The following is a 14471-nucleotide window of genomic DNA, read 5'->3' as shown; positions in this document are numbered from 1 at the left end:
CAGACCCTATCGCAGTGCATCTGCTTCGCTGAGGAAGGCATTAGGTGCGCGCGCAGCGGCAGCTAAGTGCGCCGTCGTCCGGCGATGTTCAGCCTTTAACCACGCCCACTCGCCACTGCGAAGGCGGCAGTATCCCGTTGACCAGGTAGTTCCCGACAATGCGCGACTTGTACACGCGGGGATTGTGATTGGCCAAGGTGCGTGCGTTGCGCCATAGACGATCCAGCGCCTTGTTGCTTGCGGTGGCGCTGGCACCCAAGGCGTCAAATAGAGCGGTGGTTGCTGCGAGTGTCGCATCGACTACCGGGTTGACCGCCAGGCAAACTTCCAGCTCAGCTTGTGCGACCTGTGAATCGTCATCGAGCAGGGGCTGCTCATGGGTTATCACGTACTGTGCCGTGCGCTCCAAACGCTGCGCGGCTTGCTGGGCAATGGCCTGCGCGGCGTAGGCCTGGCTGGCCACTTCGCCAATCACTTGCAGCAGTTGCACGTCCTGAGCTGCGACATCGGCATTGCCAGTCGAAAACGTCCTGGCCCGTTTACCGAGTTCATCGGCACCGCTCAACGCCGCGCGGCGGGCGATACCCGCAAGCGTGCTCAGGTGATACAGCTGGAAGAATGATTGACCATAGGCAAAACGCTGGTCAGTGGGGCGCAGGTCATCCTCCACCAGAGCGTTATCAAAGATGCAGGTGCCGCTTGCGGTCAGGCGCTGGCCAAATCCATTCCAGTCATCAAGGATCTGCACGCCGGGGGTTTTAAGGTCGACCACCACGGTGTACAGCGTGCCGTCTTCACCGGTGCCGGTGATGTTGATCAGATCGCTGTAAAGTGCGCCTGTGGTATAGAACTTTTTCCCGCTGACACGCAACGAGCCGTCATCGTCCCGATGGATGCGTGTTTCAAATTCGCCTCGGTTCTGATTACCAACTTCGGTAATGCCTGGGGAGAGCAGCGTGCCTTGGCTGAGCCTATCCAGCCACTTTGCCTGCCAGACAAGATTCTTCGAGGTGAGCACGTCTTCGCAGAAACCAAAATGCCCGCGCAGTGCCTGGGTGATGTTCGAGTCTGCCGCGGACAATTCCGTCAGCAGGGTAAGCAGTTCAACCAGTGTGGCGTCGTGCCCACCATAGTTGGCAGGCAAGCGCCAACGCGGCAGACCCAGTGCGTTCAATTGATGGATGACATGGGCAAGGCTGCTGCGTGAGCTGTCAGCCTCGGCGGCCTGCGTGGAGATTTTCTGAAAAAGCGGGCGAAATGGGGCGGCCAGCTGTTCGTAACGGGCGGTCGGGGCTGCGCCCCAAATATTCAAATCAGGATTAGGCATGCAATAGACCTTGCCGGGCCTGCGCACGGAGACGCGCTGGCGCTGTAATGGTTGACGTAGAGACTTTGGCCCAGTGGTCTGGTGATGCCACCCTAACCCAGGGTCGGCAAAATTTTTAATACGAAAAATAGCTATCGAACTTCCGCATGGTTCTATCGCTATTCCGTAAAAGTATTACTGGCTACGCTTTTATTGCGTTAGCTTTTAAAAACGCCACGGCTTGGCGACCGATAAAATCTCCTCTCTCAATACCAGACTGCATGCCCACAGATGGTCGAGTTAACCGTCAATTCTGTGGGTATGCTTAATGAAAATTCGTCGAAATCTGTTAACCCTGCTGGGCTTGGCCTCATTGGCGCTGCATGGCGCACCGGCACTGGCTACGCAGCCACTGACCTTGACCGTGGGTGACCAGTTCTTTTCCAATCGCATTGTCCTGGAGCTTTCGGGTGAGCTGAAGGACTTGCCGTACCGCATCGACTTCAAGCGCTTCAACACGGGCTCGCCGGTGGCCTCGGCTGTTGCCAGCGGTGCATTGGATATTGGTGTAGTGGGTGACACCCCGGTTATCAGCCTGGCAGCCAATGGCGCTCCGGTGAAGGTGGTGGCCAGTACGCAAACCAGTCTGAACGGCGTAGGCATTGTCGCCCGCTCGGGTATTCATTCGGTGGCTGACCTCAAAGGTAAAAGGGTTGCGATCTGGAACGGCTCGTGGAGCCAACAGCTGATGTACAAGGCCTTGGATGAGGCAGGGATCGCGCGCGACAGCGTGAATTTCAAATACCTGCTGCCGGCCGAGGCGAGCATGGCGTTGAGCCAGGGCGACATCGATGCCTTCGGTACCTGGGAACCCTATGTGTCCTTGCAGGAGAAAGAGGGCAGTACATTGATCCGTAACGCCAAGGGACTGATGAGTGCACCGACTTATGTGGTCGCTTATGAGCCTGCCTTGGCGCAAAAAGGCGCGGCCATCAAAGACTTTGTCGAGCGCCTTACCCGCGCTCGGGCATGGAGCAACAATCATATCGACGAGTATGCCGTGGCGTGGGCCAAGGCTAACCAGTCCGCGCCGGAAATCGCCAAAGTGTGGTTCAAGCGCGACGCAATAAAGGTGTTGCCCATCTCGCCCACGATTGTCAGCGATGCCCAGGCCACGGCTGATTTCCTGTACGACGCCCAGTTGCTCAAGCAGCGTTACGACGTCGCCCCGTTGTTTGATCGCACACTCTGACTGCTAAGGAAAAGCATCATGCCCAAGCAAATGGCATTGGCGGGATTCATGCTTTCAGGCCCCGTGGTACACAGCCACGCGGTATGGCGTCACCCGCTGACCCAGAGCCACTTTCTCGACCCCGATTACTACATCGAAATTGCCAGGACGCTCGAAGACGGCTGCTTTGATCTGCTGTTTTTCGCCGATCGTTTAGCCGTCGGCGACCAGGCCGGAGAATCGCGAGCACGCTCGTTTGAGCTGGGCGCTCAAGATGCCGCGCGGCTGGATCCGCTGCCGATCCTTAGCCTGTTGGCCGGGCAGACCAAGCGAATTGGTCTGGGGCTGACACGCTCCACCACCTATTACCAGCCGCCCCATGTGGCGCGGGCGATTGCCTCCCTGGACCATATGTCCAAGGGCCGCAGCGCGTGGAATATTGTCACCTCCATGAACGACAGCGAGGCGCGTCTGTTTGGCCATGCGCACCACTTGCCCCATGACCAGCGCTATGCGCGTGCAGATGAGTTTGTCGAACTGGTGCTCAAACTGTGGAACAGCTGGCAGCCTGATGCGTTGGTGTTGGACAAGGTCAAGGGCATCCTCGCGGATCCGAGCAAGATCAATGCGTTCAAGCACCGTGGTACTTACTTTGAATGTGAGGGGCCGCTGAATATCCCGCGTGTGCCGCAGGGCCAGCCTGTGCTGATTCAAGCCGGGGCGTCGGGCCGTGGCCGGCAGTTTGGTTCGCGTTGGGCAGAGGTGATTTTCAGCATCAACAGCCGGGTAGAGCGCATGCTCGAATTCCGCCAGGATATCCACCAGCAAATGCGCACCTGTGGCCGTAATCCGGATGAATGCAAGATCCTCACTGCTGTCATGCCATTCATTGGCGGCACTGAGGCTGAAGCGATCAAAAAGCGTGATGAGCACAATGCGCTGGCTAACCCTGAGTTGGGGATCATTACCTTGTCGACCCAATCGAATTTCGACTTCACCCAGTTCCCGTTGGACATTCGCCTGCTCGATATCGCCAAGCACTCAGCCACGCCGGATGTGGTCGCGCAAAAGCTGCGCGTGGAGCCCGACATGACCCTGCGTGAATACGGTGCGATCATGGCCTCCAGCATCCGTGTGCCGCAATTGGCAGGCACCGCAGAAAGCGTGGCGCAGCAGTTGATCGACTGGTTGGAGCAGGGCGCTTGCGACGGTTATGTGGTATCGCCAGCGTACCTGCCTGGCACCTTCACAGAGTTCACCGAATCGGTAGTGCCGATTCTGCAACGGCGCGGTTATCTGCGCACGGCGTATGAACATTCAACTTTGCGCGGTCATCTGGGTTTGAAGGACTTTGCTTGATGACTAAGGCCTGAACGTCGCGCCATTGAATGTGTAGGTGGCGGATCGCTTACGACCCCCTATTCGAATGTCCGCAGTTGGCTGTGGATTCAACCGCTTGTCGCATAAACATGCGTGAAAAATTGACCGAAACGTAGCTTCGACGTTAACTGTGCATAAATACAGTATTTGTAGAAGGCGTTGCCATGAGCTTTACCGTCTTAGGTCCACTCACAGAGGGAGGCATCAAGCTTCCTCGCTGTTCCTTTCGCGTACCCGCAGGCTTCCCTTCACCCGCTGCTGACCACATCGAACAACACATTTCCCTGGACGAAATCCTGAACATCCGTGCGCCGCACGTGTACCTGATCTCTATCGCCGGTGACAGCATGCAGGGTGCCGGCATCTTTGACGGTGACCTGGCGATCGTCGACCGTGCGCTGGAAGCCGGTCATAACGATATTGTGGTGGCGTTGCTGAACAACGAACCCGTGTGCAAGCGACTGTGCAAGCGGGGAAGTCAGATGATCCTGCTGTCGGAGCATCCGAAATACCCACCGCGGTACGTACTTGAGGGCGATGAGCTTTCGATCTGGGGCGTGATCACCAGCAGCGTGCGCAGCCATGTCTGAAAGATTGGAGCCGGTGTTTGCGCTGATCGACTGCAACAGCTTCTATGCCAGCTGCGAACGAGTGTTTCGACCCGACTTGGCGCGTGTGCCGATCGTTGTGTTGAGTAACAACGATGGGTGTGTGATTGCGCGCAGCTATGACGCCAAGCCTTTCGTGAAAATGGGAGAGCCGTACTTTCAGATCAAGCACAAGCTCAAGCAGCACGGCATTGTTCCGTTCTCCTCGAACTACGCCCTTTATGGCGACATGAGTGAGCGGGTGATGATGCTGATCGAGTCGATGGTGCCGACGGTTGAGGTCTACAGCATTGATGAAGCGTTTGCTGATTTGACGGGCATCGCGGGGCTGGATGCGCTGGGGCGGCGGATTCGTAGTCAGGTGCTGCGTTGCACGGGGATTCCTGTCGGTGTGGGGATTGCTCGCACCAAGACGCTGGCTAAGTTAGCGAACCACACCGCAAAACGTCTGCAAGCTGAAACGGGTGGGGTGGTCGACATCTGTGATCCCTTCAAGCGCGACTGGGTGCTGCGCAACACGGATGTGTCTGAGGTGTGGGGGGTGGGTCGACGCATGAAAATGCATTTGGATGCTTTGGGTATCAAAACCGCGATGGATCTGGCCAAGGCTGATCCTTGGATGCTGCGCAAGAAATTCAGTGTGGTGATTGAGAAGACGGCGAGGGAGTTGGCGGGTACGCCTTGTCTGGAGTTGGATGAGCCTGATCCACCGAAGCAGGAGATTTGCTGCAGCCGAATGTTTGGTAAACGCCTCACAGAATTGGCTCCAATCAAAGAGGCGGTGGCGACCTACATGATGCGTGCCTCGGAGAAGCTTCGTGCCCAGGGTTCGGTGTGCAAGAAGATTCGCGTCAGCATCCGCACGGGCATGTTCAATCCCGAGGAAGCAAAGTTTGCGAATGGGGTCGTGGTAGACCTGCCATATCCTACCAATGATGTGAGGCTACTCACCAAGGCCGCAGTCGATGCGCTTGCGCGCGTGTATCGGCCAGGGTTCAAGTACAGCAAGGCCGAGGTGATGCTCTTGAATCTTTGCCAGCCTGGTGAGTACACGGATGATTTGTTCACGGTCTCGCAGCCTACAGAAGCAACCAAGGTTATGGCGGTGCTGGACAAGATCAATGGGCGGTGGGGAATGGGGACGCTGCGTTCGGCGAGTGTGCCTGGTAATCCGGATTGGGGGATGAGGCGGGAGATGATGAGTCAAAGCTTCACTACAAGACTTGATCAGCTATGGACGGTTCAATGTAGATAAGGACCCTAGTCGAATATGTGTGACGATGGCTAACTGGACGGTGAGCAAAAAGTCGTAGGTGGTTCGGTTAAGAGCCGCGCCGAAGGCGACACGGCTCACTGAGTAGCAATCAGTGTTTGAACATCACATGCCGAACGACGGTGTAGTCCTCCAGCCCGTACATGGACATGTCCTTGCCATAACCGGAGAGTTTCTGACCGCCATGCGGCATTTCGCTGACCAGCATGAAGTGCGTATTTACCCAGGTGCAGCCGTACTGCAAGCGTGCAGACAAGCGATGTGCGCGACCGACGTCCGAGGTCCAGACCGACGACGCCAGGCCGTAGTCGGATTCGTTGGCCCAGCCCAGCACCTGCGCTTCATCGATGAATTTGGTCACCGACACCACCGGCCCGAATACTTCGCGACGAACAATCTCGTCGTCCTGCTGAGCGTCGGCCAACACAGTTGGTTCGAAGAAGAAGCCATTGCCCTCAACAGCCTTGCCGCCCGTGACCAGCCGGATGTGCGGTTGCGCGACGGCACGCTCGACAAACCCGGCCACGCGGTCGCGATGTTGCGCGGTGATCAACGGACCGAGCTCGGTCGACGGATCATCCTGCACGCCGTACTTGATGCTGCTGACCGCCGCGCCGAGCTTCTCGACGAACGTGTCGTAGATGCCTTCCTGCGCGTAGATGCGGCAGGCAGCGGTGCAGTCCTGGCCGGCGTTGTAAAAACCGAAAGTGCGAATGCCTTCCACGGCAGCCTCGATGTCGGCGTCGTCGAAGATGATCACCGGGGCCTTGCCGCCCAGTTCCATGTGCATGCGTTTGACGCTGTCAGCGGTGCTGGAAATGATATTCGAGCCGGTGGCGATTGAGCCGGTCAACGAGACCATGCGCACTTTCGGGTGTGTGACCAATGGGCTGCCGACCGTAGGACCACGGCCGAACACCAGGTTAAGCACGCCGGCCGGGAAAATATCCGACGCCAGTTCGGCCAGACGCAGGGCGGTCAGCGGGGTTTGTTCCGACGGCTTGAGCACCACGGTATTACCCGCCGCGAGGGCTGGGGCGATTTTCCAGGCGACCATCATCAGCGGGTAGTTCCACGGCGCGATGGAGGCGATAACACCGACCGGATCGCGGCGGATCATCGACGTGTGGCCGGGCAAGTATTCGCCGCCGGCCGAGCCGCTCATGCAGCGGCTGGCGCCGGCGAAGAAACGGAACACGTCGGCAATCGCCGGGATCTCGTCATTCAGCGCAGCGCTGTAAGGCTTGCCGCAGTTGTCCGATTCCAGTTTGGCCAGCTCTTCGCCGTGGGCTTCGATGGCGTCGGCGAGTTTGAGCAGCAGCAGCGAGCGCTCTTTCGGGGTGGTTTGCGACCAGCCTTCGAAGGCGCTGTCGGCGGCACGCACGGCGGCATTGACCTGCGCTTCGCTGGCTTCGTTGATTTCTACCAGCACACGGCCGAGGGCCGGGTTGAACACCGGTTGGGCGGGGCCTTCGCCGTCGACCAGTTGGCCATTGATCAGCAGTTTGGTTTGCATGACTGTTCCTCTGTTTTTATAGGCCAGGGAAGTGAAACTCCCCTGGCACTTTGTCAGCGCTGTTGTACCGGCAAGCCCGAATTATCATCGGGTTTGGCAAGCGGCTTGGAGAGCTTCCAGGCATCGCCCGCAGGGGCCGTACCTTTGTCGTAAGGCTTGCCGAGCAGCATGTAAACCAGGCCGGCCCCCATCACCACCAGAGTCGTCAGGATCATCGAATAGTTGATGTACCAAGGCGCATCCGGTGATCGCGGCCAGACCATGTTGATGATGGCGCAAACGCCATAGACCAGTGCGGCCAGGTTCACCCAAAGCCCCCAGGCGCCGAGCGTGAATTGGCCATTCGGGCGCCAACCCTTGGCGCGAGCGATTAATGCCGCGACGATGATCAACTGGAACGCGACGTAGATACCAATCGCCGCGAAGCCGACGATGGTCGCCACCGCATCGGCCATGAACATTCCCAGGCAGACAATCGCTGCGGGCACCAGTCCACTGATGAGCAACGCGAACGACGGCACGTGGTTGCCCGAGAGTCGTTTGAGCAGCGAGCTACCAACGATCATTTCGTCACGGGCATAAGCGAACAACAGACGGCTGGCCGCTGCCTGCAGGCTCAGCACGCAAGAGATAAAGGACACCATCACCACCGCCATGACCAGTCGCGAACCAACCGGGCCAAAGGCGTTAGCCAGGATGGTAGCGACCGGGTCGGTATCTTCACCGGCCAGCACCTTGGCCATGTCCGGCACCGAAAGAATGAGCGCGAGGCAGGCGAACATCGCTGCTGCGCCGCCGATATAGATGGTCATGCGCATGGCTTTGGGAATGCGCTTGCCCGGGTTCGGGGTTTCTTCGGCGACATCGCCGCAGGCCTCGAAGCCGTAGTACTGGAACAGACCCGCCAGGGATGCCGCGAGGAACGCCGGCAAATACGAGCCGTTGACTTCGAGGTTGAAGGTGTCGAACAGCACGCTAAATGGCTGATGACGCTCGAAGATCAGCAGGTAACCACCAACGAGAACTGCCCCGACCAGCTCGCAGAGGAAGCCGAACATTGCGACTCGTGCCAGCAGTTTGGTGCCCACCAGATTAAGGCAGGTCGAGAGCAGGATGATCGTCAGGGCAATATAGATATTGGCCTCGGGACCGGGATTGAAGCCCAGCATAATCGCCAGATAGGGCCCCGCACCGACCGCTACTCCGGCGATGGTTGCGCACAAGGCCCACGCATAGACCCAGCCGACCATCCATGCCCAGCGCTTGCCTACCAAACGACGAGCCCAAGGATAGACACCGCCGGAGATCGGGAACTGGGAAACTATTTCACCAAAAATCAGGCACACCAACAGTTGGCCGGCACCGATCAGCAGGTAGGACCAGAACATCGGCGGGCCGCCCGCGGCCAGACACAAACCGAACAAGGTGTAGACACCGACGACCGGCGACAGGTAGGTGAAGCCCAGGGAAAAGTTCTCCCACAGACTCATGCTTCTATTGAAATCCGAACTGTAGCCGAGGGCGCGGAGTTGTTCCGCATCCTGATCGGCGACGCTTGCACGCGCGTTGGATAAGCCACTCATTTTATTTCCTCATTATCAATGGCAGTTGATTTCAGTACTGGCGGGTTGTCCCGCTTATTTGAGTTTCTTGTTGTAGTGAATGTCAGACTCAAGCCTGTTTTTTGGTCTCACTGTCGCGGCTGTCGTCGTACTTGGAGAGCCATTCGACGGCGGCATCGCGGTAGCGGCTGAAACCTTTGTAATCGACCAGTTGCTGGTTCAAATCTCGCAGGACCCGGTGCATGCGTCGGGCCCACGCCGGATTGGTGGCGATGTCTTCGAGGCTGAGCAGGTAAGTGCGAATCGGAAAGACGATGGCGTTACTGCGCGGCAGGCGATGCAGCGGCTGCAACTCGATACGCAAGTAGACCAGCTTGCCGGCGTTTTCCGCAGTTACGATGGTGCGGTCCGGTGCCCATTCCGGCAGACTTTCGGCCGAGACTTCGAGGCGCGGATTAACGGTCAGCGACCAGTTCAAACGACGCACCGGGTGGCCGGTGCGCAGACGCAGCAAAAACTTCAGCGCGCGGTCGAGCATGCCGATTTCCTTCACCAACGGCACCGGCCCATGGAACTCTTCCCAGCTCATGCCGAGGTTGAAGCGCAGGGAATAATCGGCGCGCTGGGTAGCGATCCCGGCCCCCCAGTACAACGTGCCGTCGCGTTCTTCTTGCAGCACCCAATCGCCTTGGGCCTGACGGGTCACGTATTCCATCGGCTCGTAGGGCAGGGTAGTCGGATCGCCGAAAGTAAAGTGATCGTCGATGTCCAGCAGACGGTTGGTCCAATGCCACTGCCGACCTTCACGCGCCAGGCTGAAGTACTGCGGATAGTCCCGGGCGTAGGACTCCATGATTAACTCAAGCAGGTCCCATTGTGCCTCCATCATGTGCGGCGCCGAGACGTAGTGCATACCCGGATCTTTCTCCAGGGTGATCGCGCGGTCTCGGCACTCGCTGATGTAGTGTTCATCGATATCGAAGGCGGCGCGAAACGCACCGTCGCCGACCGAGACGTGCGGCTCGAGGTTCATCGAGTACATGTAGTCGTCATCAGGGAATGGGAAGGGTGCGCGGGCGATAGTCTCCGGGCTGTTAGTGAAGGTGTAGTCGTCGCGGTAGGTTTCGTCGGGATTGAATTTGATATTCATTGTTATGTCTCCGTCGATCAGAGGTCGATGACCAGGCGATTGCACTTGGCGCGGGATACGCAGGGCATGATTTTCTTGCGGCTGGTTTTGTCTTCGTCGGACAGCCAGTCATCGGTGTGCAGCAGTTCGCCGTCGAGTTCCAATACCTCGGTTTCACAGTGACCACAGGCACCGCCACGACACAGGTAGGGCATGGTGTAGCCAGCGGCTTCCACCGCTTCGAGCATGGTCTGGTCCGGCGAAACTTCGATCGTCGCGCCGCTGCGGCCGAGGGTGAAACTGAAGGCTTCGCCGCCGCTGCTTTGTTCAAGGAAGCGTTCGAAGTGCACATGGCTGTCGGTCCAGCCAAGGTCGCGGGCACAGGTCAGGGTGGCGTCGATCATGCTGTCTGGACCGCACGCATAAACGTGGCTGCCCAGCGGGCGGCCGGTGAGGATTCGGCGAATCTCCATGCGCGACTCAATGCCTTTTCGGTACAGGTGAACCTGCTCGCCGTAGGTGGCCTGCAACTCTTTGCCGAGCTGGGCGTGTTCTTCGCCGCGCACCGCGTAATGCAGCTCGAAGGGCACCTTGCTCAGGCGCAATTCTTCCAGTTGGGAAATGACCGGCGTGATGCCGACCCCACCGGCGATGAACAGGTGCAGGCGCGCCTGTTTGATCAGCGGGAAGAGGTTGGCCGGTGGCGTGACCTCGATCAGATCGCCCTCACTGACGTTGTCGTGCAGCAAGACCGAACCGCCGCGACCGCTTTTTACTCGGCGCACGGCAATCTGATAGCTGCTGGTGTCGTAGGGCGAACTCAACAGCGAATAGGGATTGCGCAAAGTGTTGTTCTGATTGGCGATCAGCACCACGACGTGGCTGCCGCCGGAGAACGCCGGTAGATGCGCGCCGGTCGGCGAGACCAGGGTGAAGCGTTTGATTTCCGGGGTTACCGATTCGATTCGGGCCACGCGCAGATTCAACGTCCCATTGTTCTGGCTCATGTGTCGAGCTCCTCGGCTTCAGGCAATTCACCCGGGACTTCGGCATCGGCTTTGACCGCCTGGAAGGCTGCCAGTCGCCGGGAGTAGTGATCGCGAACCACCAGCGTCAGGCCGCAACCGGGGCAGTCGTAGACGCGTTGGGTGACGTTTTCGGTGTAGCTGTCGCAGTGCACGCACCAGACGCGACGGACCAGCGTTCCAGAGTGCTCGCGAAGCACCTCGTCGCGATTCAGGTCGAAATGCGTGGCCACTTGCATGGCACTACCGAGGAAACTTTCAGAACCTGCGAGGTAAAGACGAGTGCCCATGCGCGCGTCGCCGAGTAGGGTCTTCAGCTCGTCGATCAGCGCCTGGTTAGAGACATGCACGTGCAATGGGTGTTCGGTGTGCTGATGCAGTTGGTCCAGGAAGTCCTGGCCGGAAAACGACTCCTGGGAGTACAGCAAGGTGATCGGTCGATTCAGGCCGGCCATATCACCCAGCAAGCGCAACATGGCGCGACCGCCGCTGCCTTGCCCAGCAATGATGTGCCGGATACCTCCCGGCAGCGGTTGTAACCGGTCGTAGATCGGTCGACTTTTGATCCCGGTGATCAACATTTTTATTATTCCTCCTGACTACCGGCTCGGCTGATGGAAGCCGGCTCTGATGCATAACCCAACGATGATGGGATGCAGATAGCAGGAGCATAGGTCGTGCCAAATATTCAACTAGTTGAATTTAAAGGTTTTTATATAATTGTCGGTGTAAGGTGCAGGCAAAAATAGCCACGGTTGTAGGCGTTTTTGCAGCGCTTTATGCGAAAAGAAGGGGAGTTGGACACATCCCTGTGCCGGGGCGATTCAGTCGCGTTGGAGCTTGCGGATCAGCGTACCGATGTCGATGCCCAGGTGCTGCGCGGCTTTGCGCTTGCTGCCACATAGATGTACGGCCCTGAGGATGACCTGGTGTTCGAAATGCTGGACTTGAAGCTTGAGATTCCGTTCCGGATTGTCCTCCGGTTCATCGTCCGTAACCGAGGGTTTCAAACGTTCCTGAGGGCGCACCGGCTCGAGCAATTCAGCCGGCAAATGATGCTCCTGCGCTTCATCGTCGGCGAGGACGGCCAGCCGTTCAAAGATGTTCACCAGCTCGCGGATATTGCCCGGAAAATCATAGTCCATCAGCCGCTTCCGGCAGCCCGCAGACAGGCTCAGAGAGGGCTCGCGATCGCCATTGATGCGGCTCAACAGGATGTCGATGAGAAACGGCAAGTCATCCCGGTGCTGGCGCAACGGCGGAATTTCTACCGGCAGGACGGCGAGGCGATAGTAGAGATCGGCGCGAAACTCACCAATGCTCACCAGGTGACGCAGGTCCTTGTTGGTGGCCGCAATGACTTGCACCTGTACCGTTTTGCTCAGGGGCGATCCGACAGACTGGATAGTACTGTCTTCAAGGAATTTCAGCAGCTTGGCCTGGACATGCAGAGGGATTTCTCCGATTTCATCGAGAAACAAGGTCCCGCCCGAAGCCGCCTCGATATAGCCTTGCTTGCCGCCCTGCAGTGCGCCGGTAAAGGCGCCACGCTCATAGCCGAACATCTCCGACTCGAACAGGCTCTCCGGAATGCTCCCGCAGTTAACGTGGATAAATGGGCGATCACCCCAGCCGGCCGCACGGTGGATATGCTGGGCAATGGCGGTCTTGCCGACGCCAGGCTCGCCAAGCAGTAACAACCGCGCGCGACGTCGGAAGGCGCGCACGCCGGTGTCGGCGATGCTTGATAGCTGAGGTGACAGATGCAGGGCGCTGTCCTGAGGATCGCGCAGACCTTGCGGCTCCGCTGGCCGGTTGCCCAGCGATGCTCGACGCTGCGGCTGACTACCGTCGAAGTCTTTCTGAGTCAACATTCTGAACGGTTTTTCGTAGGCGCCAGTGGGGATGGCGTGGGTGCTGCTGAGCAGTGCCCGGCCTTCCCGTGAGCGGGTCAAGGCGCTGTTACCGCCGCGATTTAGTGCTGCCTGCAAGTCGTCGTAATTCAATGCCGAGCGTTGGTAAAACTCACTGTCGGACAGCCCGACGGCTTGCTGTTTGGACAGTCGATTAATGCGCTCGGCGGCCAGATTGAGAAAACGCACCCGGCCTTCACCGTCCGTCACGATCAGCGCTTCACTGAAGCTGTCAAGTAAGGCGTGCAGCGCGGGTGTTTCCAGCAATGCGCCGAGAACTTCGCTGCTGACATTTACTGAAGAGCGCATGCCCATCTGTAGCGTGGGTGGCAGGTTCTTGTCTTTCATGGGTGCAACTCTTGCGCACGGCGCACGCCCTGACTTTCGCGAAACACCGCGACCCGCCAGGCCACGCCTTCACGAATCAGGATGCGCGAACAATGCACATTGAAGTTTAAGTTTCGCCCGCTCAAATCAGGCAGCGGCAGGCTGTGCCAGGTGCGCTCGGGCAGGGCGTTATCCAGCAGAAGTCGAGCGATGCCAGCGCCATGGGTAATGCCAAAGGTCTCTTCGAACGCTGCGTTGCGCCATTGTGGTTGCAGATGTTCGTCGATCACTAGCACCGCATCCGGCACCGCATCGAAGACCCGGCGCAAGGCATCGATGCGCTGCTCGGCGTCGTGCTGCATGCGCAATTCCTGGCTGACGTCGCGAATGCTGCCCCACATGCGCAGTAGATGCCCGTTGACGATGGTTGCGCGTACATCGTTCTCTACGTAGGCCGGTGAACCATCGTGACGCCGATCCACCGAGAGTGCGCAGTCGACGCTGAAACCGGCTTCGATCAGGCGCCGCACGAATTCCTCGTTGGCCGGGCTGCGAGGCCAGTAAAGGCGAACCGGTTGTTGGTTGAAATCGATATTCGATGGCATCTCATACACGTCGGCCATGGCCCGGTTGCACAGGCGCCAGTGGGAGTCGTTTTCGAATACCTGGCGGACGATTTCATCCGGCGAAGTATTGATGTCCACCGCCTCGGCGAACTCGATGCACCAGTAGGCGACCTTTGCGCTCTGCAGCATCTGGCTCATTACTTCATTGGCGTTGTGCATTTCCCGCAGCCGATGGCCCAGCGACCCAAGCGGAATCTTCAGCAGGTGCAGGCGCGCCGGTTGAACCGAGCGCCACTCCAAAAGACCGCAGGCGACCACTTGCAGCAGACCGCCGTTGTGGCGAATCAGGGTCAACTCCAGGCTATGGACTTGCTCGTCGGCAGGAGGATTGGCGAACAGCAATTGCAAGGCACGTACTGACTCGACACTGTAGATACGTTCGATCGGCTGATTCAGCAGCTCCTCTGGCGCATAACCTAATTGATCGCTCAGGCTGGCGGACAGACTGACGAGTTGCCCGTCTGCACTTACGGTGCTTGAAAGGGGTTGGACTTTGTTGGCCAGTAAATTCAGGGTATCCATCGATTTGTAGGCTCGATTTGGCTTATGGGTACCTGGTTGAAACACTCAGGCAA

12 protein-coding genes are annotated in these 14471 nt (G+C 58.4%); 4 read left to right on the top strand and 8 right to left on the bottom strand.

All coding sequences use genetic code 11. The features are described from left to right. Positions 1–88: 88 nt before the first annotated feature. Complete coding sequence (locus ACA067_RS21005; RefSeq protein WP_497458320.1) at positions 89–1327, bottom strand: acyl-CoA dehydrogenase family protein; 1239 nt, start codon at positions 1325–1327, stop codon at positions 89–91. A gap of 307 nt (positions 1328–1634) precedes the next feature. Between ACA067_RS21005 and ACA067_RS21000 the strand changes: the two genes are divergently transcribed. From ACA067_RS21000 to umuC, 4 genes are all read left to right on the top strand, one after another. Next, positions 1635–2558, top strand: a complete 924-nt coding sequence (locus ACA067_RS21000) for an ABC transporter substrate-binding protein (RefSeq protein ID WP_497458319.1) — start codon at positions 1635–1637, stop codon at positions 2556–2558. A gap of 18 nt (positions 2559–2576) precedes the next feature. Then, positions 2577–3896, top strand: coding sequence for an LLM class flavin-dependent oxidoreductase (locus ACA067_RS20995; protein ID WP_497458318.1), 1320 nt, complete (start codon positions 2577–2579; stop codon positions 3894–3896). Between the two features lie 185 nt (positions 3897–4081). After that, the gene (locus ACA067_RS20990; RefSeq protein WP_154980233.1) at positions 4082–4507 is read left to right on the top strand and encodes a LexA family protein; all 426 of its coding nucleotides are present in this window, start codon (positions 4082–4084) and stop codon (positions 4505–4507) included. Further along, positions 4500–5780 (top strand): translesion error-prone DNA polymerase V subunit UmuC, encoded by a 1281-nt coding sequence (gene umuC, locus ACA067_RS20985; RefSeq protein ID WP_497458317.1) that lies wholly within the window; start codon positions 4500–4502, stop codon positions 5778–5780. The genes ACA067_RS20990 and umuC overlap by 8 nt, the downstream gene beginning before the upstream one ends. Positions 5781–5889: 109 nt before the next feature. On the opposite strand, the gene ACA067_RS20980 is transcribed toward umuC, so the two are convergent. The 7 genes from ACA067_RS20980 to ACA067_RS20950 form a co-directional block, all read right to left on the bottom strand. Further along, the gene (locus ACA067_RS20980) at positions 5890–7314 is read right to left on the bottom strand and encodes a gamma-aminobutyraldehyde dehydrogenase (RefSeq protein ID WP_497458316.1); all 1425 of its coding nucleotides are present in this window, start codon (positions 7312–7314) and stop codon (positions 5890–5892) included. A gap of 53 nt (positions 7315–7367) precedes the next feature. Then, a complete protein-coding gene (locus tag ACA067_RS20975; RefSeq protein ID WP_497458315.1) occupies positions 7368–8897 on the bottom strand; it encodes an APC family permease in 1530 nt (509 codons plus the stop codon). A gap of 88 nt (positions 8898–8985) precedes the next feature. Continuing rightward, entirely contained in the window at positions 8986–10026 is a 1041-nt protein-coding gene (locus ACA067_RS20970; RefSeq protein ID WP_497458314.1) for a heme-dependent oxidative N-demethylase family protein, read from the bottom strand. A gap of 17 nt (positions 10027–10043) precedes the next feature. Beyond that, entirely contained in the window at positions 10044–11012 is a 969-nt protein-coding gene (locus ACA067_RS20965) for a PDR/VanB family oxidoreductase (protein ID WP_497458313.1), read from the bottom strand. Continuing rightward, on the bottom strand, positions 11009–11611 hold the full coding sequence (locus tag ACA067_RS20960) for a dimethylamine monooxygenase subunit DmmA family protein (RefSeq protein ID WP_497458312.1): 603 nt from the start codon (positions 11609–11611) through the stop codon (positions 11009–11011). The genes ACA067_RS20965 and ACA067_RS20960 overlap by 4 nt, the downstream gene beginning before the upstream one ends. A gap of 243 nt (positions 11612–11854) precedes the next feature. Further along, positions 11855–13291, bottom strand: coding sequence for a sigma-54 interaction domain-containing protein (locus ACA067_RS20955; RefSeq protein ID WP_497458311.1), 1437 nt, complete (start codon positions 13289–13291; stop codon positions 11855–11857). Continuing rightward, on the bottom strand, positions 13288–14418 hold the full coding sequence (locus ACA067_RS20950; RefSeq protein ID WP_497458310.1) for a PAS domain-containing protein: 1131 nt from the start codon (positions 14416–14418) through the stop codon (positions 13288–13290). The genes ACA067_RS20955 and ACA067_RS20950 overlap by 4 nt, the downstream gene beginning before the upstream one ends. Between the last annotated feature and the right edge of the window lie 53 nt (positions 14419–14471).

This window comes from Pseudomonas sp. LBUM1674 (assembly GCF_059695635.1).
The sequence above is the reverse complement of the archived record's forward strand: the minus strand, read 5'-3'. Positions and strand labels throughout refer to the sequence as shown.

What these genes read in the sequence shown, in the direction of transcription:
- ACA067_RS20980 (WP_497458316.1), bottom strand. Translation starts at nt 7,314, where the DNA reads ATGCAAACCAAACTGCTGATCAATGGCCAACTGGTCGACGGCGAAGGC.
- ACA067_RS20965 (WP_497458313.1), bottom strand. Translation starts at nt 11,012, where the DNA reads ATGAGCCAGAACAATGGGACGTTGAATCTGCGCGTGGCCCGAATCGAA.
- ACA067_RS20990 (WP_154980233.1), top strand. Translation starts at nt 4,082, where the DNA reads ATGAGCTTTACCGTCTTAGGTCCACTCACAGAGGGAGGCATCAAGCTT.
- ACA067_RS20970 (WP_497458314.1), bottom strand. Translation starts at nt 10,026, where the DNA reads ATGAATATCAAATTCAATCCCGACGAAACCTACCGCGACGACTACACC.
- ACA067_RS20955 (WP_497458311.1), bottom strand. Translation starts at nt 13,291, where the DNA reads ATGAAAGACAAGAACCTGCCACCCACGCTACAGATGGGCATGCGCTCT.
- ACA067_RS20960 (WP_497458312.1), bottom strand. Translation starts at nt 11,611, where the DNA reads ATGTTGATCACCGGGATCAAAAGTCGACCGATCTACGACCGGTTACAA.
- umuC (WP_497458317.1), top strand. Translation starts at nt 4,500, where the DNA reads ATGTCTGAAAGATTGGAGCCGGTGTTTGCGCTGATCGACTGCAACAGC.
- ACA067_RS21005 (WP_497458320.1), bottom strand. Translation starts at nt 1,327, where the DNA reads ATGCCTAATCCTGATTTGAATATTTGGGGCGCAGCCCCGACCGCCCGT.
- ACA067_RS20975 (WP_497458315.1), bottom strand. Translation starts at nt 8,897, where the DNA reads ATGAGTGGCTTATCCAACGCGCGTGCAAGCGTCGCCGATCAGGATGCG.
- ACA067_RS20950 (WP_497458310.1), bottom strand. Translation starts at nt 14,418, where the DNA reads ATGGATACCCTGAATTTACTGGCCAACAAAGTCCAACCCCTTTCAAGC.
- ACA067_RS21000 (WP_497458319.1), top strand. Translation starts at nt 1,635, where the DNA reads ATGAAAATTCGTCGAAATCTGTTAACCCTGCTGGGCTTGGCCTCATTG.
- ACA067_RS20995 (WP_497458318.1), top strand. Translation starts at nt 2,577, where the DNA reads ATGCCCAAGCAAATGGCATTGGCGGGATTCATGCTTTCAGGCCCCGTG.